Annotated in this window: 19 protein-coding genes and 3 pseudogenes; 8 read left to right on the top strand and 14 right to left on the bottom strand. The window is 67.8% G+C overall.

Annotation, left to right across the window (positions count from 1 at the left end):
- Positions 1-114: 114 nt before the first annotated feature.
- From lon to ACWDUA_RS08895, 3 genes and pseudogenes are all read right to left on the bottom strand, one after another.
- Positions 115-2,469 carry an endopeptidase La gene (lon, locus tag ACWDUA_RS08905; RefSeq protein ID WP_449750643.1) on the bottom strand — a complete coding sequence of 785 codons (2,355 nt, stop codon included), beginning with the start codon at positions 2,467-2,469 and terminating at the stop codon, positions 115-117.
- Positions 2,470-2,727: 258 nt separating this feature from the next.
- A pseudogene (locus tag ACWDUA_RS08900) lies at positions 2,728-2,874 on the bottom strand (polyphosphate kinase 2 family protein); the annotation flags it as partial.
- A 115-nt stretch (positions 2,875-2,989) separates the two neighbouring features.
- A pseudogene (locus tag ACWDUA_RS08895) lies at positions 2,990-3,361 on the bottom strand (polyphosphate kinase 2 family protein); the annotation flags it as partial.
- A gap of 245 nt (positions 3,362-3,606) precedes the next feature.
- Here ACWDUA_RS08895 and ACWDUA_RS08890 point away from each other — a divergent pair.
- From ACWDUA_RS08890 to ACWDUA_RS08880, 3 genes are all read left to right on the top strand, one after another.
- The gene (locus ACWDUA_RS08890; protein ID WP_449750642.1) at positions 3,607-4,518 is read left to right on the top strand and encodes an alpha/beta hydrolase; all 912 of its coding nucleotides are present in this window, start codon (positions 3,607-3,609) and stop codon (positions 4,516-4,518) included.
- A 184-nt stretch (positions 4,519-4,702) separates the two neighbouring features.
- On the top strand, positions 4,703-6,268 hold the full coding sequence (locus ACWDUA_RS08885; protein ID WP_449750641.1) for a long-chain-fatty-acid--CoA ligase: 1,566 nt from the start codon (positions 4,703-4,705) through the stop codon (positions 6,266-6,268).
- 115 nt (positions 6,269-6,383) lie between these two features.
- Complete coding sequence (locus ACWDUA_RS08880; protein ID WP_449750640.1) at positions 6,384-7,217, top strand: IclR family transcriptional regulator; 834 nt, start codon at positions 6,384-6,386, stop codon at positions 7,215-7,217.
- A gap of 43 nt (positions 7,218-7,260) precedes the next feature.
- Here ACWDUA_RS08880 and ACWDUA_RS08875 read toward each other — a convergent pair whose 3' ends face one another.
- From ACWDUA_RS08875 to ACWDUA_RS08855, 5 genes and pseudogenes are all read right to left on the bottom strand, one after another.
- Positions 7,261-7,422, bottom strand: coding sequence for a hypothetical protein (locus ACWDUA_RS08875; RefSeq protein ID WP_449750639.1), 162 nt, complete (start codon positions 7,420-7,422; stop codon positions 7,261-7,263).
- A 20-nt stretch (positions 7,423-7,442) separates the two neighbouring features.
- A complete protein-coding gene (locus tag ACWDUA_RS08870; protein WP_449750638.1) occupies positions 7,443-7,952 on the bottom strand; it encodes a MarR family winged helix-turn-helix transcriptional regulator in 510 nt (169 codons plus the stop codon).
- Positions 7,953-8,045: 93 nt separating this feature from the next.
- Positions 8,046-8,549 (bottom strand): flavin reductase family protein, encoded by a 504-nt coding sequence (locus ACWDUA_RS08865; RefSeq protein ID WP_449750637.1) that lies wholly within the window; start codon positions 8,547-8,549, stop codon positions 8,046-8,048.
- Complete coding sequence (locus ACWDUA_RS08860; RefSeq protein ID WP_449750636.1) at positions 8,546-9,181, bottom strand: hypothetical protein; 636 nt, start codon at positions 9,179-9,181, stop codon at positions 8,546-8,548. The genes ACWDUA_RS08865 and ACWDUA_RS08860 overlap by 4 nt, the downstream gene beginning before the upstream one ends.
- A gap of 302 nt (positions 9,182-9,483) precedes the next feature.
- Positions 9,484-9,609: pseudogene (locus tag ACWDUA_RS08855) on the bottom strand (3-hydroxy-9,10-secoandrosta-1,3,5(10)-triene-9,17-dione monooxygenase oxygenase subunit); the annotation flags it as partial.
- Between the two features lie 466 nt (positions 9,610-10,075).
- On the opposite strand from ACWDUA_RS08855, the gene ACWDUA_RS08850 reads away from it, so the two are divergent.
- The 4 genes from ACWDUA_RS08850 to ACWDUA_RS08835 all read left to right on the top strand — a co-directional run bounded on the left by ACWDUA_RS08850 (position 10,076) and on the right by ACWDUA_RS08835 (position 14,485).
- The gene (locus tag ACWDUA_RS08850; RefSeq protein ID WP_449750635.1) at positions 10,076-11,422 is read left to right on the top strand and encodes an MFS transporter; all 1,347 of its coding nucleotides are present in this window, start codon (positions 10,076-10,078) and stop codon (positions 11,420-11,422) included.
- Between the two features lie 137 nt (positions 11,423-11,559).
- The gene (locus ACWDUA_RS08845) at positions 11,560-12,471 is read left to right on the top strand and encodes a VOC family protein (RefSeq protein WP_449750634.1); all 912 of its coding nucleotides are present in this window, start codon (positions 11,560-11,562) and stop codon (positions 12,469-12,471) included.
- Positions 12,472-12,517: 46 nt separating this feature from the next.
- Entirely contained in the window at positions 12,518-13,507 is a 990-nt protein-coding gene (locus tag ACWDUA_RS08840; RefSeq protein ID WP_449750633.1) for a fumarylacetoacetate hydrolase family protein, read from the top strand.
- Between the two features lie 42 nt (positions 13,508-13,549).
- Positions 13,550-14,485, top strand: coding sequence for a fumarylacetoacetate hydrolase family protein (locus ACWDUA_RS08835; RefSeq protein WP_449750632.1), 936 nt, complete (start codon positions 13,550-13,552; stop codon positions 14,483-14,485).
- 113 nt (positions 14,486-14,598) lie between these two features.
- On the opposite strand, the gene ACWDUA_RS08830 is transcribed toward ACWDUA_RS08835, so the two are convergent.
- The 6 genes from ACWDUA_RS08830 to ACWDUA_RS08805 are packed head-to-tail and all read right to left on the bottom strand — an operon-like array spanning position 14,599 to position 20,023.
- Positions 14,599-15,408 carry an alpha/beta fold hydrolase gene (locus ACWDUA_RS08830; RefSeq protein ID WP_449750631.1) on the bottom strand — a complete coding sequence of 270 codons (810 nt, stop codon included), beginning with the start codon at positions 15,406-15,408 and terminating at the stop codon, positions 14,599-14,601.
- Entirely contained in the window at positions 15,395-16,288 is an 894-nt protein-coding gene (locus ACWDUA_RS08825) for an alpha/beta fold hydrolase (RefSeq protein ID WP_449750630.1), read from the bottom strand. Before ACWDUA_RS08825 ends, ACWDUA_RS08830 begins: the two co-directional genes overlap by 14 nt.
- Positions 16,285-17,508, bottom strand: coding sequence for a CaiB/BaiF CoA transferase family protein (locus ACWDUA_RS08820; RefSeq protein ID WP_449750629.1), 1,224 nt, complete (start codon positions 17,506-17,508; stop codon positions 16,285-16,287). Before ACWDUA_RS08820 ends, ACWDUA_RS08825 begins: the two co-directional genes overlap by 4 nt.
- Entirely contained in the window at positions 17,505-18,017 is a 513-nt protein-coding gene (locus ACWDUA_RS08815) for a MaoC family dehydratase (protein ID WP_449750628.1), read from the bottom strand. Before ACWDUA_RS08815 ends, ACWDUA_RS08820 begins: the two co-directional genes overlap by 4 nt.
- The gene (locus ACWDUA_RS08810; RefSeq protein ID WP_449750627.1) at positions 18,014-18,889 is read right to left on the bottom strand and encodes an HpcH/HpaI aldolase/citrate lyase family protein; all 876 of its coding nucleotides are present in this window, start codon (positions 18,887-18,889) and stop codon (positions 18,014-18,016) included. The genes ACWDUA_RS08815 and ACWDUA_RS08810 overlap by 4 nt, the downstream gene beginning before the upstream one ends.
- Positions 18,890-18,931: 42 nt before the next feature.
- A complete protein-coding gene (locus ACWDUA_RS08805; protein WP_449750626.1) occupies positions 18,932-20,023 on the bottom strand; it encodes a homogentisate 1,2-dioxygenase in 1,092 nt (363 codons plus the stop codon).
- Positions 20,024-20,216: 193 nt separating this feature from the next.
- Between ACWDUA_RS08805 and ACWDUA_RS08800 the strand changes: the two genes are divergently transcribed.
- Positions 20,217-20,990: a GntR family transcriptional regulator gene (locus tag ACWDUA_RS08800; RefSeq protein WP_449750625.1), complete on the top strand. Its 774-nt coding sequence runs from the start codon at positions 20,217-20,219 to the stop codon at positions 20,988-20,990.
- The last annotated feature ends 3 nt before the right edge of the window (positions 20,991-20,993 follow it).

Here is a 20,993-nt window from a genome sequence, read left to right as displayed (position 1 = left end):
TCGGATTCACGACGAGTCCGCGTACAACCGGCGTGACGTGGTAACGGTGTGGACACCGCAGAGTGGCCGGCCACCCGCGCACCCCTGTGCAGGTGACCGGCCACTGTGCGGCCGTCAGGCCGCGGCGCTCGCCCCGTTCTGGACGGGTTCGAGTGCCCGGGCGACGATCTCGGCGACGTCGACCATCGGCGTGACCTCGAGCGCATCGAGAACCTCGGCCGGGACGTCGTCGAGGTCGGGCTCGTTGCGCTGCGGGATGAAGACCGTCTTCAACCCGTTGCGTTGTGCGGCAAGCAGTTTCTGCTTGACCCCACCGATCGGCAGCACGCGACCGTTGAGTGTGACCTCACCGGTCATGCCGACATCGGCGCGGACCTTGCGGCCGGTCGCCATCGACACCAGGGCGGTGACCATGGTGACGCCGGCACTCGGGCCGTCCTTGGGAACCGCGCCGGCGGGCACATGCACGTGCACGGTGCCCTCGAGCGCATGCGGGTCGATGCCGAGTTCGCTTGCGTGCGATCGCACATACGAGAGTGCGATCTGTGCGGACTCCTTCATCACATCACCGAGCTGACCGGTCAGCTGCAGCCTGGTGCCGCCGGCCGATTCGCCGTCGGCGCCGGTACCACCGACCCGACTGACCTCGATGAACAGCACGTCGCCACCCATCCCGGTCACGGCCAGACCCGTCGCGACACCCGGAACCGCGGTGCGCTCCTCGGATTCGGGGGTGAACCGGGGACGCCCGAGGTAGTCCTTGAGATCGGGCTCGTCGATGGTGACCGGCGTCTGTGTCTTACCGCTCTCGATGTTTGTGGCGGCCTTGCGCATTGCCTTCGCTAGCAGCCGTTCGAACTGTCGCACACCGGGTTCGCGAGTGTAGTTCGCGGCAACCTCACGTAGCGCGGCATCGGTGACGGCGACCTCGGCGTCGGTGAGCGCCGCCCGTTCCCGCTGCCGCGGCAGCAGGTGGTCGCGGGCGATGGCCACCTTGTCGTCCTCGGTGTAGCCGTCGATGGTCACCAGCTCCATCCGGTCCAGCAACGCCGACGGGATGTTCTCGACGACGTTGGCGGTCGCGAGGAACAGGACATCGGAGAGGTCCAGATCCAGGTCGAGGTAGTGGTCACGGAAGGTGTGGTTCTGCGCCGGGTCGAGCACCTCGAGCAGCGCGGCCGCTGGGTCACCCCGGTAGTCCGAGCCGACCTTGTCTATCTCGTCCAGCAACACAACGGGATTCATCGACCCCGCCTCGCCGATGGCACGGACGATCCGGCCGGGCAGGGCACCGACGTAGGTACGGCGGTGACCGCGGATCTCGGCCTCGTCGCGCACACCGCCGAGAGCGACACGCACGAACTTGCGGCCGAGGGCCCGGGCGACGGACTCGCCCAGCGAAGTCTTGCCGACGCCGGGCGGACCGGCGAGCACCATCACGGCACCCGAGCCACGACCGCCCACGACCTGCAGCCCACGGTCGGCGCGACGCGCACGCACCGCGAGGTATTCGACGATGCGGTCCTTCACGTCGTCGAGGCCATGGTGATCGGCGTCGAGAATCTCACGGGCACCGGCGATGTCGGTGGAATCGGTGGTGGTGACCTGCCAGGGCAGGTCGAGCACCGTGTCGAGCCACGTGCGAATCCAGCCGGTCTCCGGGGACTGATCGCTGGCACGTTCGAGCTTTCCGACCTCCCGCATCGCCGCCTCACGGACGTTGTCGGGCAGGTCGGCGGACTCGACGCGGCCGCGGTAGTCGTCGGCGCCGTCCGGCTCGTCCTCGCCGAGTTCCTTGCGGATGGCGGCGAGTTGCTGGCGCAGCAGGAATTCCTTCTGCTGCTTCTCCATTCCGTTGCGGACGTCGTCGGCGATCTTGTCGTTGACCTCGGTCTCGGTGAGATGCTCACCGGTCCAGTCGATCAGCAGACGCAACCGTGCGGTGACGTCGGCGGTCTCGAGCAGTTCACGCTTCTGGACATCGGTGAGCCACGCGGTGTACCCGGAGGTGTCGGCGAGCGCCGACGGGTCGGTCATCTTGTTGACCGCGTCGATGATCTGCCAGGCCTCGCGGCGTTGCAGCATCGCGAGCACGAGCTGCTTGTACTCGGCCGCGAGCGCCGTGGTCTCGTCGGTGATCGGCGCGTCGTCGACCTCGGTGATCTCCACCCACAGCGCAGTGCCGTGGCCGGGCGCACCGGTGCCGATCTGGGCACGCTTCTCACCCTTGACGACGGCGGCCTGCTGACCGCCGGGCATCCGCCCGACCTGGACGATCGAGGCGATCACGCCATGCGTCGGGTAGCGGTCGTCCAGCCGGGGGGCGACCAGCAGTTTTCCGGACTCACTGGCCCGGGCCGCGTCGACCGTCGCCTGCGCCGCATCGTCGAGGGGAACCGGCACCACCATGCCGGGCAGGACGACCAGGTCGGGAACGAACAGGACGGGCACTGAATATGTCTGAGACATACAAACCTCCAAAGTTCAGTCTGACCGACTCAACTCAGGTGGCAGGATGTTTGTTCCCGGGGATATTTCGCCAGGGGTGAACAGGCCGGAGCCGCACCTGACCGTCGGTCATCCCTTCTCCGCGACGAGTTGGTTGCGGATGTCACCGAGGTGGGAGCGCGTGGCGTCGTCGAGCTCCGGGTACTCCAGGCCGAGGCCTTCAAGGGTGGTCAGCAGCACCGACAGCACGGTCAGGCGCGAGAACCACTTGTGATCGGCGGGGATCACGTGCCACGGCGCCCACTCGGTGCTGGTGTGGCTGAGCATCTGCGAGAAGGCGTCCTGGTAGCCGTCCCAATAGGCGCGCTCGGCCATGTCCGACGGCGAGACCTTCCAGTTCTTCGACGGGGTGTCGATCCGGGCCAGGAAACGCTTGCGCTGTTCTTCCTTGGACAGGTGCAGGAAGAGTTTGACGATGGACGGTGAGGCGCCGTTCCCAGTCGTTGATCTCGCGGTAGCGCTCGTCCCACATCGCGTCGGGGTCGTGTCCGTGCCGGACCACCGACGTCCTCGGCCAGAGCATCTCGGGGTGCACGCGTGTGACGATCACGTTCTCGTGGTGGGAGCGGTTGAACATGGCGATGCGGCCCAGCGCGGGCACCACGAGCTGGTGGCGCCACATGAAGTCGTGCTCGCGTTCGGTCGCCGACGGCGCCTTGAACGAGTACACGTCGACGCCGACCGGATCGAGTCCGGCCATGACGTGTTTGATGGTGGAGTCCTTGCCCGCGGCATCCATCGCCTGCAGCACGACCAGGACGGCGCGACCCGACTGCGCATACAGCTTCTCCTGGAGCTCGACGAGGCGCGTCTCGGCCTCCCCGAGCGCCTTCGCCCCCTGCGCCTTCGTCATCGCGCTCGGCTTTCGCCCCGGATCGAAGTGGGCGGTCAGCTCCACGTGCCGGCCGGGCTTCACGACACTCTTGCGTGCCGGCTTCGCGTCGTCGATTCCGGTTCCCATGCGCGTCCCTCTGTCCCGGGCGACGCCGAGCGGTGCACCCTCGGCGAGCGACCCTGGCCCGCCCGTGGGGACCACACGGGCAAAGCCGCACTTGTCGCCGGATCGGACCACTCGCGCCGCCGACGTACCCTGACCGGATGAAGCTCGGACTGACCCGGACGATCGACCCGCGCCTGTATTCACTGGTCTACCCGACTCGCGAGTTCTACCTGCAGCGCGGCTTCGGGCGAGGCCCCGGCGATCAGGCCGAGCTCCTGTCGTTCCGGGCGACGGAGCCCCCGCCGGATCGGGCCGATCCACCGGCCGAGGCCGACGTCGTCGAGCACGGCGGCCGCAGCGTCCCCGTGCGGATTCACCGCCCCACCTCCGGCGATCCGGCCGGCGTGCTCCTGGACATCCACGGCGGCGGGTTCGTCATGGGGTCGGCGGCGCGGCGTGACGTGGCCGACCGCGCGATCGCGGATCGGCTCGGCATCGCGGTGGTCGGCGTCGACTACCGCCTCGCACCGGAGAACCCGTGGCCCGCCGCGCCGGACGACTGTGAGACCGTGGCGCTCTGGCTCATCGAGAATGCCGCCGAGCGCTTCGGCACCGACCGCCTGGCCATCGGTGGGTTCTCCGCGGGCGCAACCCTCGCGATGACCACACTGGTCCGCCTTCGTGATCGCGGTGTCGGCCGGTTCCGTGCGGCAGCACTGCAATTCGGGACCTATGACCTGAGCGGGCAGACGCCGAGCGGACGGGCGATCGCCGACGAGTACTTCATCGAGGCCTACGCCGGATCGACAACCGACCGCACCCACCCCGACATCTCACCGGTCTACGCCGACCTGACCGGGCTGCCACCGGTACTCGTCGTCGTGGGACAGGACGACACCCTGATGCGCGACAACATCGTCATGGCCGCCCACCTCTCCGCGGCCGGGGTCGAGGTCGACCTGCGCGTCTACCCGGGGGCGCCGCACGGCTTCACCGCACACCCGACACCCATGGGACGAGCCGCCCTCGACGACGTCGACACGTGGCTCGGGGATCGACTGGCGACCTGACCGTCCGGGATCGCCCCTCCTCGTGCACGCGACCCGGGGAGGTACACACCCTTGTCCCGAGCGCCGTCGACTAGTTACATTGGACGTGATTGAGTTACGTTCAATGTGATCCGCCACGGCGTCGTGGCATGCCGAACCGCTCGGCACGTTGCCGCGGATCTCATCGCACCGAAAGGCGACTTCCGTGACGACGAGCCCGACCACCCACCTCACCTGGATGCAGCAGGTTGCCAAACACGCACGGTCACAGCCGGATCGGCCGGCACTGCGCTTCCAGGGGGCCACCACCACCTGGGCCGGGTTCGACGACCGCAGCCGCCGCCTGGCCACCGCCCTCGCCTCGCGCGGGGTGACCGACGGCGACCGCGTGCTGATGGTGCTGACCAATCGGCCCGAGTTCGTCGAGGCCCTGGTGGCGGTGAATCTCCTGGGCGCCATCGCCGTTCCGGTCAACTTCCGTCTCGCAGCACCCGAGGTGGCCTACCTCGCGCAGAACTCCGGAGCGTCGGCGGTGATCGTGGAGCAGGCGCTCGGAGCCCTCGTCGACGATCTGCGCAGCCCGGACGGCAGTACGTTGCCCACCATCGTCGTCGGCGACGATCCGGCAGCAGTCGCACCCCACGCCGCCGGATACGAGGACACCCTGCGCACGGCCGACGCCTTCGAGGGCACCGGCCCGGTGGATCTGGACTCGTGCGCGATGATCATGTACACGTCGGGCACCACCGGGCGGCCCAAGGGCGCGATGCTGACCTACGAGAACCTGCTCGCGCAGACCATCACCCTGGTGCGGGCATTCCGGTTGGTCCGCAACGACGAGGTGTCGGCGGTGACCTCGCCGATGTTCCACATCGCCGCCGTCGGTGCCCTCGTCCCCAATCTGATCCTCGGCTACCCGTCGGTCGTCGTACCCACCGGCTCATTCGATCCCGAGGGCTTCCTCGACCTCCTCGAGGCCGAGGGGGTCACCAACGCCTTCCTGGTCCCGACCCAGTGGCAGGCCGTGTGCGCGAGCCCCACCATCCCGAACCGCGCGCTGCGGCTGCGGACCATCGCCTGGGGCGCCGCACCGGCCACCCCGGCGGTCCTACGTGCCATGGGCGCCGCATTCCCCGGGGTCGCGAACGTGTGCACCTTCGGCCAGACCGAGATGTCGCCGGTCACCACCGTGCTCGACGGCGACGACGCGATCGACAAGATCGGCTCGATCGGCAAGCCCGTACCCCTCGTCGACGTCCGTGTGGTGGACACCGACATGAACGACGTCGCGCCGGGCGAGGTCGGCGAGATCGTCTACCGCGGACCGCACACCATGCTCGCCTACTGGGAGAACCCGGAGGCCACGCGAGATGCCTTCCGCGGCGGCTGGTTCCATTCCGGTGACCTCGTCCGCGTGGACGCCGACGGCTTCTGCTTCGTGGTCGACCGACTCAAGGACATGATCATCTCCGGCGGCGAGAACATCTACTGCGCCGAGGTCGAGGCCGTGCTCGCCGACCATCCCAAGGTCCGGGAGGTTGCCGTCGTCGGGGCACCGCATCCCACGTGGGGCGAGACCCCGATCGCCATCGTCGTCCCGCACGACATGGCCGATGCACCGACCCCGGACGAACTGATCGCCTTCAGCACCGAGCATCTGGCGTCCTACAAGAAGCCCTCCGAGGTCCTGATCGTGGAGGTACTGCCCCGCAACGCCTCGGGCAAGGTCCTCAAGGCTCCGCTGCGCGATCGGGTCCGCCACCCCGCCTGAGGTGAGACCGGCAATCGCGGTGGGCCCGTATGATCATCGTCCGGATGCGACGAGGTCCATCGGGCCCACCGTCGGTCTGTGGTAACAACCGCACCACGCAGGAGGAGCGTCGACGATGGCGGAACGAACCGATGCGGCGGGTGCCCCAGCCGTCGAGATCCAAGCACTGGCGGTGGCGGGTGAGATCCTCGACTTCCTGGCATCGGCAGGTGCGCGTCGCTCGGCCGCGGAGATCGCGCGCGAGCTGGGCATGACACCGCCCAGGGTGTGGCGGCACCTCAACAGTCTGGAAGCCCTCGGATTCGTGGAGGGCGGCGCCGACCGCGGATTCGTCCTCGGTGGCCGGCTGGCCCGTCTCGGGCAACGCGCGATGGACGGTATCGAACTCACCGAGGTCGCCCACGCGCCGTTGGGTGAACTCCGCGACGAGCTCGTCGAGTCGGTGTACCTCGCGGTGCCCGGCGGCGGCGGGGCGACGGTGGTGATCTCCCTCGACGCCGGTGGGCCGATCTCGTTGCACCTCGCACTCGGCGTGGTCTTCGACTGGCATGCCTCGGCCGCCGGGCGTGTGCTGTTGGCATTCTCGTCCGACGAACGACGCAAACAGGTACTGGACGCCGGCACGCTCACCGACACGGGCCACCATCCGATCACCGACCGACGCGAACTCGCGTCACGACTCGAGGCGATCCACGACCGGTTCTACGACACCGCCGAGACCGCACAGGTGCCCCGAACGTCGGGCATCATGCATCTCAACGCGATCGCGGCACCGGTCTTCGACCACACCAACGGCGTCGCCGGGGCGGTGGGCGTCCTCACCGGGATCGCCGGCGAGGTCGCGATCAGCAGCCCGACCATCGTGAACCCGCTGTTCGGCTGTGTCGCAAAGATCTCCGAGGCAATGGGGTCGACCCGCTGGAGCGAATCGGGCGCCCTGCCCGGGTGAGATGACCGGACGCCGCGGTCAGGGCGTCGGGACCGCCACCAGATCACACTGCAACAGCATCGTGGCGTCGAGCATGGCCCCATGCCCTTCGGTCCGGGCGCATTCCGAGGATCGCCCCGCTCATCAGGATGTTCCCCACCACCGATGCGGCCGGAATCGGATTGTCGCCGTCGGTGAGTCCGGGGATGGCGATACTGCGGGACATGGCGTGGCCCTGCTCGCGGGTCAGTCGTGACCGTCACGTTCCATCGCGACGTACAGCTCGTGGAGCAGTGTGCGCAGTTGCCTGCGCTTGTCCGGTTCGAGCGCTGACAGCAGCCGGGACTCGGCGGCGACCTGGAGTGGGAGCACCTGCCGGACGGCACTCTCACCGGATTCGGTGAGCCGCACCTCGACCCGCCGGCGGTTCTCGTCGGACGGGGTACGCGTGATGTACCCGTCCCGCTCCAGACGGGTCAGCACACTGGTGATGGTCGGCCGTGACACCCCGAGGATGTCGGCGAGCTGGGCCGGCTCGCAGGTGTTGTGGACGAAGGTGTTGTACATGACCCGGAATCCGGCCCAGCTCCAGCCGAGCGGGCGGTGCACCTCGAACTCGATCTCGTTCTCGGCACGATGTGCGATGCGGATCATGTGCCAGATGATCGAGCTGGCGTCGATGTCGTCGCGCCAGACATCGGCGGGCAGGATCGCCTCGGTGACATCGGCGTAGGCGCGGGTCGGATCGTCGGTCATGGCTCCATCATGTCGCCTGCGCGAAGATCCGGAGGCCACGGTGTCCGCTGTGTCGTGCGAGGTGCGGGCGGCCCCTCCACCCGACGACGCGTGTCAGCCGGCGACGAGACTCCGAAATCGGCTGCGATGGAAAACCAATGGCTCCGATCCGTCCTCCACACGATGCCCGTGCACCCGGAACAGGACGATGCGGTGGTCGCCGGCGGGAACGAGATCGTGCACCGAGCAGTCGAGCCATGTCGTCGCTTTCTCGACGAACACCGACCCCGACGGATCGGTGGTCCAGTCGATGTCGGCGAAGCGATCACCGGCCCCCGACAGCGAGCGGCAGATCCGGTCCTGGTCGTGGGCCAGCACGCTCAGTCCGACACGCATGCCGGGGCCCAGCAGGGCCAGGGTGCGTGACCCGTTGGTGATGCACACCGACACCAGCGGCGGCTCCATCGACACCGAGGTGAACGAGCTGGCCGCCATACCGAACGGCCGGCCGTCGAGCAGTCCGCACACGGCGGTGACGCCGGAGGGGAAACTGCCGTAGGCGCGACGCATCTCGTCGATGTCGGGCCGATCGGGAACCGGCTGCAGGAGGGCGCTCACTTCTTCTCCTCCCACGGGAGCACGACCGGGGCGTCGGTGGTGTCGAGGACTCGGCCCATCCAGTCGACGGCGCGCGCCTGGTAGTTGTTCAGCGCGTGGGTCTGGGTGGCGTTGATGTCGGCGAGATACCTTCCGAAGGGCAGGTTGTCATAGATGCCGGTGCCGCCGGCGACCCGGAAGAGCTCGGTCGCGAGCCGTGCGGCACGCCCCGGGATGTGTGCCGACTGGAAGCGGAACTTCTCCAGCTCCTCCTCGGTGAGCACCAGCGTGCCCTCCGACTGGGCGATCAGCGCGGCATAGTTCGCGTACAGGCGGCCCTTGGCCTCGTCGACGAACGAATACGCCTCGGCCAGAGCGAGAGTCAGCGCCGGGTCCTTCGGGTTGCGGCGGCGCGAGCGCGCGAAGTCGACCAGCGCGTCGGCCATGCCCTTGAGTGCACCGAGGGCCGTGGGCGCCTGCGTCGCGCGCGAGAAGATCTGGAAGAAGGGCAGGGTGAACAGCGGACCGTCGTTGACCGCGAGTCCGGGTGCGGTGCCGGCCATGACGTCGGCCCACATGAGCGTCCGGTACTCGGGCACGAACACGTCGTCGACGACGATGTCGTTGCTGCCGGTGGCCCGCAGTCCGTGCACCGACCAGTTGTGGACGATCTCGTAATCCGCACGGGGAAGCAGGAATACATGGGTTCCGACGGGTCCCGGCCCGGGATTGGGCTCGCCCTCGATGTTGGCCCGAGGAAGGTCCAGTCACAGTGGTCGCTGCCGCTGGAGAACGACCACCGCCCGGAGAGCCGGAAGCCGCCGGACACACGACGTGCGGTCCGCGGCGCGTACGGCGAGCTGATCAGGGTCTTGGTGTTCTCGCCCCAGACCTCCGCCTGGGCGCGGTCGTCGTACATCGCGAGGTGGAAGGCGTGGATGCCGACCACCCCGAGCACCCAGCCGACCGACGGATCGGCCTCGGCCAGTGTCGCGGTCACCTCGAAGGACTCGATCGGGGTGGTCTCGAATCCCCCGTGGCGGGCCGGCTGCAGCATCTGGAAGAAGCCGGCGTCCTGCATGTCGGCGATGGTCTCGTCGAGGATTCGCTCCTGCTCCCACTGGTGACGCGCCCGCTCCTCGAGCACCGGGACCAGGTCCCGGGCGCGCTGCACCAGCGGCGACGACGAGAAGTCGCCCATCAGGAATCGCTGCACGTCAGGGGCGGGAAAGCCCGCCGCCGGCCGCACGTCGTCGACGAGGTCCGCGGTGTTGGTCATGGTGTGAACTCCCAGGGTTGACGAAGGGGAACGCGAAGTAATGTCCACCATTATTGAATTACGTTCGACGTAATGTCAATGACTTCGCGAGCGGATTCGTGATTGCCATCACACCGGAGACGTGGTAGGAATCTCTGCAGAGTTAGATATCTAACCAATCCCAGAGAGCCACCACATTCCCTCTGGTGACGAGCCACCCCCCTCGCAGCGGAACGCCGTCGTGGACAGCTCGGCACCCCTCCCGTCCGGCCCCGCAGAAGGAGCCCGCATGTCCGGATCAACCACACCGAATCAGTCACGGCGCGCAGCGTTCTCGAGCTTCCTCGGAACCACGATCGAGTACCACGACTTCTTCATCTACGGCACGCTCGCCGCCCTGCTGTTCAACCAGATCTTCTTCCACAACCTGAGCCCGACGATGGGCACGATCGCCGCCCTCGCCACCCTGGCCGCCGGCTACCTGGCACGGTTCGTGGGCGCGATGATCTTCGGGCACTTCGGAGATCGCTCCGGTCGCAAGTCGGTGCTGATGACCACGCTGATCATCATGGGGCTGGCCAGCGGTCTGATCGGGCTGCTCCCCACCCAGGCCCAGATCGGTGCGGCGGCACCACTTCTCCTATTGGCCCTACGGATCGTCCAGGGCGTGGCGGTCGGCGGCGAGTTCGGCGGCGCGGTCCTGGTCTCCGCCGAGCACTCCCGCGCCGACCGCCGGGGACTGGCTGCGAGCGCCCCGGCCCTCGGCGCCATGGTCGGCGCCCTGCTCGCGACGATCACCGCCCTCGTGCTGACCGCGGCCCTCACCGAGGACCAACTGCTGTCGTGGGGGTGGCGCATCCCGTTCCTGTTCGGCTTCGTCCTGCTCCTGCTGGCGGTCTACGTCCGCTCGCGTGTCGAGGAGACGCCGGTGTTCACCGACGCCGAGACCGAGACCGGCCAGGGGGCCCGGCGGGCGCCGATCCTGGAGCTCGCCCGTACCCGGTCCGGCGTGGTCGCGAAGGGCATCGGCCTGCAACTCGCCGGACTCGCGGGTCAGGGTGTGTTCACCATCTACCTGCTGTCCTACGCGCCGACCGTGGGATTCACCCGGACCCAGACCATCACGGCCGTCTTCGTGGGTTCCCTGCTCTGCGCGGTCACCACGCCCCTGTTCGCAACCCTGTCCGATCGCATCGGTCGTCGCCCGGTGGTCCTGTGGGGATCGATCGGCACCGCCGCACTCGCCTTCCCGCTGTTCTCCGCGATCAACTCCGCAAACGTGGCGGTCATGACGTTCTCGGTGGCCCTCTACATGTCCCTGGTGATGACCGCGGTCACCGCTGCCTCACCGGCGTTGCTCGCCGAGCTGTTCCCGACATCGATCCGGTACACCGGCGTCTCCACGACCTACCAGATCGGCGTGATGGTGGGCGCCGGATTCGGTCCACTGGTGGCCGCCTCCCTGATCGCCGCCTCGGACGGAGCGACCGCGCTGGTCTCATGGCTGCTGGTGGCGTGCGGGGTGATCAGCGTGGTCTCGCTGCTCACGCTGCCGGAGACCCGCGGGCACTCCTTCGAGCGGCAGGACGGCGCCGAGGCATGCACCGGCTCCGATTCGCTCACGTCGTCGATGTGAGAACGTCCACACCACAACGACTCTCACCCGCCGACTCCCACCGCACTTGCGGCGGTGGGGGCTCCGGCCCTAATAATTAGACATCTAATATAGATCCCGGGGACGCATCCGAGCCCCGAAAAGTCTGGAGGGATACCGTGATCCACGGAGTCACACAACTCGGCTATGTCGGCATCAACGCCACCGACGTCGCCACCTGGCGTCGCCTCGGCGCACACATGGGCGTCGAGTTCGGCGACATCGCCGGCGACGGCTTCGGCATGCGCCTCGACAGCGACCGGGATGCACGGGTCATCGTGCACGCCGCCGATACCGACGGCGTCGCCTACACCGGCTGGGAGGTACCCGGCCTCCGGGCATTCCACGACGTCGCCGACCGCCTGCGGGCCCATGGGACGAGCGTCGAGATCCGCGATGACCTCGCCCGCCTGCGTGGCGCCGAGGACGTCGCGAGGTTCACCGACCCCGACGGCAATGCCGGCGAGCTGTACTGGGGGATGAGCACCGCGATCCGCACCCAGTTCGTCTCACCGCACGGCGTCGACTTCGCGGTGGGCGAGATGGGTATGGGGCACATGACCATCGGCGTCTCCGACTTCCGCAAGACCCTGGAGTTCTACTCCGAGGCGCTGGGCATGACGCTGTCGGAGATCGCCGACGTCGGAGCCGGGCGCGTCGCATTCCTGCGCTGCAACCCACGCCACCACAGCCTCGCCTTCGCGCAGCTGCCCCCCGGGCTGGACCCGCGGGTACTCCACGTCGCGATCGAGGTGACCGAGCTCGACGCACTGGGCTCGATCCGCGACCGCCTGATCGACGACCACTTCCCCATCGCCCGCGACCTCGGACGCCATCCCACCGACGGCGTCATCTCCATGTACGTCGGCGCCTCCCCCGCCTTCGAGATCGAGCTCGGCTGGGGCTCCATCGTCATCGACGACCAGACCTGGGAGCGCGATCGCCACGAGCGCGTCGGCTGGTCCTGGGGACACCGCCAGACCACGGCCGGCCCCACCACGCGACTCGGCGAAGACGCCGTCCGCTCCTGACCACGAAGAAACACCGAGAGGCACAACCGCTATGAAACTCGCATCCGTGAACCATGCAGGCACCGACCAGATCGTGGTGGCGACCCCCGACGCCGACGCCGTGGTACCGCTGCAGGCACTGTTCGACAAGGCCGGACTCGGCCAGGCACCCGCCTCGATGAAGCAGTTGCTCGCCGGTGGCGCCGAGACCTGGGAGCAGATCCGGCAGGCCCACGCCCACATCGGCGAGGTCGCCACGGTGGCACTCGACACGGTCACCTGGCTGCCGCCGGTGCCCGACGCCGGGAAGATCCTGGGCGTGGCGATGAACAACGTCGCCCTCAACCACACCGCGCACGTCGACCCGGCCGGCCCGATGTTCTTCCTCAAGCCGTCGAGTTCGCTTGTCGGACATGGCGACAACATCGAGATCTGCGACGACTACGGCTTCACCTTCCCCGAACTCGAACTCGGTGTGATCATCGGCCGCCGCGCCCGCAACGTCGGCGAGGACGACGCCCTCGACCACGTCGCCGGCTACACCGTGGTCAACGACATCACCTCCCAGGGTCTCAAGGTCGGTGACTCGATCGCCGTCGACGTCACCCGCGAGAAGGCCGACTCCCCCGGCTACGACGAGTACTTCAACTGGCGCCGCGTCAACGGCCCCGACGACCTCGCGGTGTACTTCACGTACCACGGACGTTCCAAGGGCGCAGACACTTTCGGCCCGATGGGTCCGTGGCTGGTCTCGCGCGACGAGATCGCCGATCCCGACGCCCTCACCGTCCGCGGCTACGCCGACGGTGCGCTGTTCGCCGAGGACAGCACCGCCAGCTACTCGTACTCCATCCGCAAGATCGTGTCGTGGGCGAGCCGCTACTTCACCCTCGAGCCGGGTGACGTGATCACCTGCGGCACCGCGGCCAAGGGCGTTCCCGGATTCCCGCGCGCCCACCACGAGATCGACATGAGCCGGATGACGCCGGTGGTCGACATCGAGATCGACGGTCTCGGCCGTCTGTCCAACCCCGTCACCCACGTCGCACGGGTCTGACATGTCCACCCCCTTGGGAAAGGCCGCATTCCGGTGAAGTTCGTGACCTACACGTCGCCGACCACCCGACGCCGCACCGTCGGCGTGGTGGTCGGTGACCATGTCGTCGGCGACTCCTCGTCGACGACCACCCTGTTGCAGCTCATCCGCACCGGCGAGAACCTCACCGACGCAGGACATGCCGTCGTCGCCGACGCCGACGAGAAGCACCTGCTCATCGAGGTCGAGGTGCACGCACCGATCGACACCCCGCCGACGTTCCGTGACCACATGTCCTTCGAGGGACACGTCGTCAACTGCAACGCCCAGCTCGGCCGCACCGTGGACCCGGTGTGGTATCGGCAGCCGACGTTCTACTTCTCCAACCCGTACTCGATCATCGGTCCCACCGACGACGTCACGATGGCGCCCGGATCGGCCCTGTTCGACTACGAGCTCGAAGTGGGCGCCGTGATCGGCACCGCCGGTTCGGATCTCGCACCGCAGGACGCCGAGGACCACATCTGCGGGTACATGGTGTTGTGTGACTGGAGTGCCCGTGACCTGCAGGCCGCCGAGGTCGGCATCGGGCTCGGCCCGGTCAAGGGCAAGGACACCGCCACCAGCCTGGGCCCGATGCTGGTGACGCCGGACGAGCTGGGCGACGTCCGCACGGAACGCGGATACCGCCTGTCGATGACGGCGAGCGTCAACGGCGTCGAGATCTCGTCCGGGAACTGGTCGGACCTGCACTGGTCGTTCGGCGACATGATCGCCTACGCCTCACGCGGAACCCGGGTGGCACCCGGCGACCTCATCGGGAGCGGAACCGTCGCCACGGGATGTCTGCTCGAGCACATCGGAGTGGACCCGACCTCCGACCGGTGGCTGGCACCCGGCGACGTCGTCACCCTGGAAATCGAGCGACTCGGCCGGATCCGGTCGACGGTCCGTGCCGCGCGTCCGGTCCCGGGGATCCCAGCACCGGCCACGGCCTGAGCTGCCACGCTGCTTCTACCATGGCCGACAGACCCTCCACACTTACGCAGACACACGGGGGTTACACCCGGAGTGTCTGCGCAAGTGTGGAGGGTCTGGGGGCTCGGTCCCGCTCAGGTGTCGACCCCGGGCACGAAGTCCCGAAGCAGGTCGGTGACCGCGTCGGGCCGTTCGAGACTGCTGATGTGGCCGCACCGCTCGAGGACGACCAGGCGGGCTCCGGCGATCCGTTCTGCCAGAGAACGGGTTTCGTCGGCACCGATCGCGGTGTCGTCGGTTCCGGAGATCACCAGGGTGGGGGCGGTGATCGTCGGGGTCTCGTCGGCGACCGAGCGCCGGGTGGCGACGGCCAGGGCAGCCCGACGCGCACCGGAACGGTTGCGGGATCGCAGGGACTCGGCCCACTTCGCCAGGACCACCGCGCTCGCCGGATCCCGGAGAAACGTCGGGCCGAACATCACGGACTTGGCGAGATCGACGATCTTGCCTGCCGAGAGCACGTACTGCCCGTAGGCCAGCTGCCGAAAGGCCATGATCTGCTTGCGATCTCGCAGCGGCTGGTCGGTGGTGTTCATCAGGGTGAGCGACCGCACGAGATCGGGGTGCCGGGCGCCGAGCCGCAGTCCGACGAACCCGCCCATCGACAGCCCCACCCAGTGCACGGGCCCGATCTCCAGTGCCTCGATCAGGTCGACGACGTCGTCGGTCAGGGAATCCATCGAGACGTCGCCGTCATGCGCGACGATCGCCTGTCCGCGCCACTCGACGGTGACACACCGGTACCGTGAGCTCAGCGCCTCGATCTGCGGGTCGAACATCCATCCGCCGAAGAACAGTCCGGGGCCGAACATGATCGCCGGTGCATCGCGGGGACCGACGTCGGTGAAGGCCAGGCGCCGGCTTCCCACCTCAACTGTGTGCATCGTCGTGTCCCATCGGTCCGGCCGCACTGCCCGTCGGCAACGATGCACACTGCTCCCGAATCCACCGGTCGACAAGGGGGAGATACACATCGGTGTGATAGAGCATCAGCTGGTGGGTTCCGCCGGGGATCACCTCGAGAGTCGCGGGCCCGCCGATGACGTCGAAACACCTGCGGACGTAGTCGACCGGGACGATCGGGTCGCGTTCACCCACCGTCACCAACACCGGTTTGTGGTTGGCCGCCGCCGGAACGGACGGGGTGTAGGTGTAGTAGCTCGCCATGCTGGCGTAGCCGTAACTCCACGCACGCAATCCATCCCGCTGCTTCTTGCCCAGGATGTCGGGGTCGTTGTCACCGTAGTTCTTGTTCCAGTCGAGGGCGACGGTGAGGTCGATCCGCTCGTCGTCACCGACGCGGAGTGCCTTCGCGCGCCCCTCCGGGGAACGGAACTCGGTGAAGTTGCGGGCGAGCGGGGACCCGTCGGACGGTTCCACCTCGGTGAGGATCAGACACATCGTGACCGCTCCGGCGACCGCCTCGGACGTGGCCAGCGAGTGGAAGGCCGCAGCGCTGCCCTGACTCGAGCCGAGCACGAACACCGGTTTGTCCCATCGTCGCGACATCGCCGTCGCCGCGGTGTCGATGTCGGCGAGCCACTGCTCGAAACGCCAGTCGCCCCGCGGGTTTCGGGACATACCATGCCCGGGGAGATCCATCGACACCACCTCGACGCCGCGTTCGCCCAGCGGGCCGGCAAAGGTGTCGTAGGTTCCGCCGTGACCGCCGATCCCGTGGACGATGAGCAGCGAGTACTCCGCGTCCCCCACCGCCGGGTAGTGGTATCCGTGGACCTGATCGAACCAGATGTCCTCCCTCACCGGGCATTCTCCTTCGTGGTTGCCGCCGCCGCTGCCGCCGACACCGAGCCGTCGTGGGCGACGGTGTAGCCCAGCGGGGCGAGTATGCGTTCGGTGTCCTCGCCCAGGGCCGGGAGACGCCGGTGCTTGTCGACCGGTCCGAGCGGGAACCGGACGAGCGGCAGCTCGCCGACCTCGGACTCGGTGGTCACGAACATCTCCCGGCTGTGGGCCTGCGGATGGGCGAGGGTGTCGGCGATGCGGTTGACCTGTCCGTGCGGAATCCCGGCCCGCGAAAGACGTTGTGTCCATTCGGTGCTGGGCAGTTCGGCGATGACCTCCTCGATGGCGGCCTCGGCCTGCGGCCGGTGTTCGCGCCGGGATGCGATGGTTCCCATGACGGAATCGCCGATCCACTGTGGGCGGTCGATGACGTCGAGACACAGCGTCGTCCACTGGCGGTCGTCGGCCACGACGAGACAGACATATCGGTCGTCGGCGGCGAGATACGGGCCGTACGGGACGATGTACTGGTGCCGCATGCCGACCAGCGGCGGCTGCGTCATCCCGCCGTGCCAGGCGTGGTGCGGGTAGTACCCGAGCCAGGGCAGCGCCGAATCGAACATGGCAATGTCGAGATGGGTTCCGTGACCGCTCTTCTCGCGCTCGTACAGGGCCGTGGTGACACCGATGATCGCATTCGATCCGGCGATGAGATCGGTGATCGGCAAGCCCACCTTGGCCGGCATGTCCGGATAGCCGTTGGTCAGCAGGATGCCCGTCTCGCCTTGCATGGTGAGGTCGTAGGCCTTCATGTCGCGATACGGACCGTCCTGTCCGTAGCCCGAGAGACTCAGGTAGATCAGATCGGCGCGGTCGGCGAAGTCGTCGGCCCCCAGCCCGAGCCGGCCCGCGGCACCGGGCCCGAGATTCTCGGCGAACACATCCGCCGTGGCGATCAGGTCGCGCAGGGCACCCAGAGCCACCTCATCCCGGAGATCCAGTGTGATGCTCCGCTTTCCGGAGTTCACCCAGACGTATCCGGTGGACAGACCGTGCACCACGTCATCCCAGCCGCGCACCACGTCCCCGGTGCCCGGCCGCTCGATCTTGATCACCTCGGCACCGAGTTCGGCGAGCGCGAACGTGCAGTACGGCAACGACACCGCCTGTTCGAGGGCCACCACGCGCACACCCGCGAGCGGCTGGTCGGTGCGTGTGGTGGTCGGCGCGGTGGTCATCGGGTACTCGACGGAAAGATGTCCGTGGCCGGGGCGGCATCTCGCTTCCACACCATCACCGATCGCGCGTAGTCGATGACCACCGCACCGTCCTGGTTGATCCCACGGGTGCGGACCTTGACGATGCCCTGGCCGGGGCGCGACCTGCTCTCACGCGCCTCGAGCACCTCGGTCTCGGCGTAGATGGTGTCCCCGGGGAACACCGGATTGGGCAGGTCGATGTTGTCCCACCCGAGGGCGAATCCGTTCTCGCTCACGTCGATCACCGCGAGACCGGCCACCACCGACAGCGTCAGCGCACTGTTGATCAGCGGCTTGCCGAACTCGGTCTTCGCCGCATAGTGGGCGTTGAAGTGGATCTGGTTGGTGTTGTTGGTGATCATCGTGAACTGGATGTTGTCGGTCAGCGTCAGCGTGCGGCCGAGCCGGCTCCGGTAGACGTCGCCGACCTCGAAGTCCTCGAAGAAGCGGCCGATCCAGCCCTGCTTGATCTGCGTGGTGTCGGTCATGATGCGATCTCTCCGATCGATTCGAGGATGCGCTTGGCGCGCATGAGAATGGGCAGGTCCACCAGCTGGCCGCCGACGGCGACCGAGGCGTCGCCCCGGGCGGTTGCCTCGTCGAAAGCCTTGGAAAGGGTTCGGGCATAGTCGATCTCTTCGGCCGACGGCGCGAAGATCTCGTTGATCAGGTCGACCTGGCGCGGGTTGAAGGTGGACTTCGAGGTGAAGCCGAGCCGGCGGGCCTGCCAGATGTCGGCGAGCAGGCCGTCGGCGTTGTCGAGGTCGGGGAACACGCCGTCCACCGAGAGGACACCGGCTGCCGCCGCCGCGACGACGATCGCCGAACGCGGGTAGAGCAATTCGGCGGCCTCCTCGACCCGTGCGGCCGGGAGACCGATGTCGAGTGCGTAGTCCTCGGCACCGAAGATGAGTCCGATCACCCGCGGTGAGGTCGCGGCGATCGCCGGTGCGGCGAGCAGTCCGCGCGGACTCTCGATCGCGGCCAGGACGCGGACGGTTCCCTCCACCATGCCGGCGGCGACCTCGCGACGGCGGATCGCCTCGATCCCGGCCCCGAGCTCGTCGACCGAGTTCACCTTGGTCATGCACACGCCCTCGAGTCCGGGACGGACCACCGCGTCGAGGTCGGCCTCGAACCAGGGTGTGGTGATGGCATTGAGCCGGACGTAGCGCTGCGGCCCGGCCCACTCGCGCGCCAGCACGTCGGCGACCATCGTTCGGGCAGTGGGCTTCTCGGCGGGAAGCACGCCGTCCTCGAGGTCGAAGAGTGCGACGTCGAGTGGGAGCCCGGCCGCCTTGTCGAGAAAGCGCTGTTTGTTTCCGGGTACGAACATCCACGAGCGGAGAATTTTCGTCATCGATCTACCTGTCTGCATGTCTGCCTGGATCCGGGGTGCCGGTCAGGCGGTGGGTGAGGGCAACTCGGCGAACGCCGAGAGATAGTGGGCCGTGGGCTCGAGACGCTTGTAGGTGTCGATGCTGATGCCCTCGAGCATCCGCTGCATCCCGGCCTGCCGGATGGCCTCGTAGGCGGCCCGCTCGGTGGGTCCGTGGGTGACGCCCTGCGGGAAGTGCCCGATCACGTTGACCGGATTGCCCGAGACCCGGCGCATCAGGATGAGCTCGTCGCTGTCGACATTGCGGTGCCGCGACGGGAGTTCCTCGGCCTCGGGGTCGGCGACCACCGACATCGGCAGGAAGGGCACACACATGAACCCGGTGGACTCGAACACCGACCACGAGGACGGGGCGAGGTGCAGCCGCTCCGAGGTGATCGGCCGGATGTCGTCGATACTCAGGCGCAGTGGGAACATGTCCCCTTTCCATCCGATCAGATCGAACGGGAGCTCGGCGTAGAACCACGAGCTGATCTCGTCGCCGTGCTTGAGTCGGACCTCCCACTCGTCCTGCTGCGGCCAGTCGTACTCGACGAGTTCCGGGACCCCGAGCACACCGGGATCGAAAGGGGCGTGCCGACCGACCTGCTGATGCTCGGTGAAGGTGATCGGGTCGGCCGATTCGACGACGAACGACGTGGTCGGTGCCTCGGGGAGCCACCGGTGGGTGACACCTTTCGGGATCAGCAGGAAGTCGCCCTCGGTGTAGGTGAGGACACCGAACTCGGTGGCCAGCGCACCGGTGCCCTCGTGGATGAAGGTCAGGGTGTCGGCGTCGATGTTGCGCAGCAGAAACGGCGCCGCCGTGGAGCGCCGGCCGAACGACACCGTCAGGTCGTCGTTGCGCATGATCGGCGTGGGGAGCCCGTGCGGGTTGCTCTCGTCGTCCAGTTGTACTCCCGCGACGGGCACGGTCCGGACTGCGATCGTCCCCTCCCGTCGGATCGGCTCCACCGGTGGACGGGCGTGGTAGAGCATGCTGGCGGGCCCGAAGAAGCCCTGCCGGCTGAAGTGTTCCTCGTTGAGGTTTGCGACACCCACCCGCGCCTGGCGGGGAACGGTCCCCCGCGCGATGTGGATCCATGAGTTCTTCATCGTGTGTTCTCCCAACTCTCTACGCATCTCCGGACGCGGGCGAGAGGTGCCGGTCCGGCGGTTGCGGGGCGGCCCCGCTCACTGTCACGAACAAGAATGACTGTGACGACACGCACATCATAATGTTATAGGTTTATTAGTAGTCAAGCGTGTCGGCGAAATTGATCTCGTCGATCGGGAGGAAGATGTCGGTATGACTCGCGGAACAGGCGACGCCCCGTCGGTCGCATTCGACCCCACGGTGCCCCTCCACCACCAGGTCTATCTGCAGCTCCGGCGCGAGATCGAGGACGGGCTCTGGTTCGACCGGGACGACTTCCCAGGGGAGAAGGAACTGGCCCGCCGGTTGGGCATCAGCGTGATCACCAGCCGATCGGCACTCGACCGGCTCGCCGGCGACGGCTGGATCGAACGTCGGCGCGGCAAGCGGCCGCTGGTAATCCATCAGCCCGTCGGACGGCCGGGCCACACCGGCCCGTCGGTCGCGGTGGGACCCGAACACGACTACACCTACGAGGTGCTCCGCGCCGAGACCACCACCGCACCCGCCGAGGCGTGCGCGGCGTTCGGCATCTCCCCCGGCAGCGTCCTGTGGCAGTGTATGCGGCTGCGACGCGACGAGGGCCTGCCCCACAGCGTCACCCACAACGCACAGCTGCCCGCCCTGGGAAGCCGGCACAGCCGCACCGATCTCGAGACCAAGTCGATGATCACACTGCTGGGCGAAGAGGGGCACATCGTCGCGCGGATGCGTCGACGATTCGCCATCACCCACGCCCCGACCGTCGTCACCGAGGCCCTCGGCCTGACGATCGCCGAACGGGTCCTGGTCTCGACCTTCGTCCTCAGCGACGAATCCGACGAGATCCTGCAGTGGCTGCGGATCTATCTGCACCCGAACCGCTCCACCCCCGAGGAGACGATGGACCTCACCACCGGGACGTGGACGGCGACAGCGCCCATGTAGCGG

This window comes from Gordonia sp. NPDC003376 (genome assembly GCF_053589235.1).
The sequence above is the reverse complement of the archived record's forward strand: the minus strand, read 5'-3'. Positions and strand labels throughout refer to the sequence as shown.

Excerpts from the sequence above, each read along its gene's own strand:
- ACWDUA_RS08880 (WP_449750640.1), top strand. The coding sequence starts at position 6,384 with ATGGCGGAACGAACCGATGCGGCGGGTGCCCCAGCCGTCGAGATCCAA.
- ACWDUA_RS08870 (WP_449750638.1), bottom strand. The coding sequence starts at position 7,952 with ATGACCGACGATCCGACCCGCGCCTACGCCGATGTCACCGAGGCGATC.
- ACWDUA_RS08875 (WP_449750639.1), bottom strand. The coding sequence starts at position 7,422 with ATGTCCCGCAGTATCGCCATCCCCGGACTCACCGACGGCGACAATCCG.
- lon (WP_449750643.1), bottom strand. The coding sequence starts at position 2,469 with ATGTCTCAGACATATTCAGTGCCCGTCCTGTTCGTTCCCGACCTGGTC.
- ACWDUA_RS08830 (WP_449750631.1), bottom strand. The coding sequence starts at position 15,408 with ATGCACACAGTTGAGGTGGGAAGCCGGCGCCTGGCCTTCACCGACGTC.
- ACWDUA_RS08805 (WP_449750626.1), bottom strand. The coding sequence starts at position 20,023 with ATGAAGAACTCATGGATCCACATCGCGCGGGGGACCGTTCCCCGCCAG.
- ACWDUA_RS08815 (WP_449750628.1), bottom strand. The coding sequence starts at position 18,017 with ATGACCGACACCACGCAGATCAAGCAGGGCTGGATCGGCCGCTTCTTC.
- ACWDUA_RS08890 (WP_449750642.1), top strand. The coding sequence starts at position 3,607 with ATGAAGCTCGGACTGACCCGGACGATCGACCCGCGCCTGTATTCACTG.
- ACWDUA_RS08810 (WP_449750627.1), bottom strand. The coding sequence starts at position 18,889 with ATGACGAAAATTCTCCGCTCGTGGATGTTCGTACCCGGAAACAAACAG.
- ACWDUA_RS08820 (WP_449750629.1), bottom strand. The coding sequence starts at position 17,508 with ATGACCACCGCGCCGACCACCACACGCACCGACCAGCCGCTCGCGGGT.
- ACWDUA_RS08850 (WP_449750635.1), top strand. The coding sequence starts at position 10,076 with ATGTCCGGATCAACCACACCGAATCAGTCACGGCGCGCAGCGTTCTCG.
- ACWDUA_RS08800 (WP_449750625.1), top strand. The coding sequence starts at position 20,217 with ATGACTCGCGGAACAGGCGACGCCCCGTCGGTCGCATTCGACCCCACG.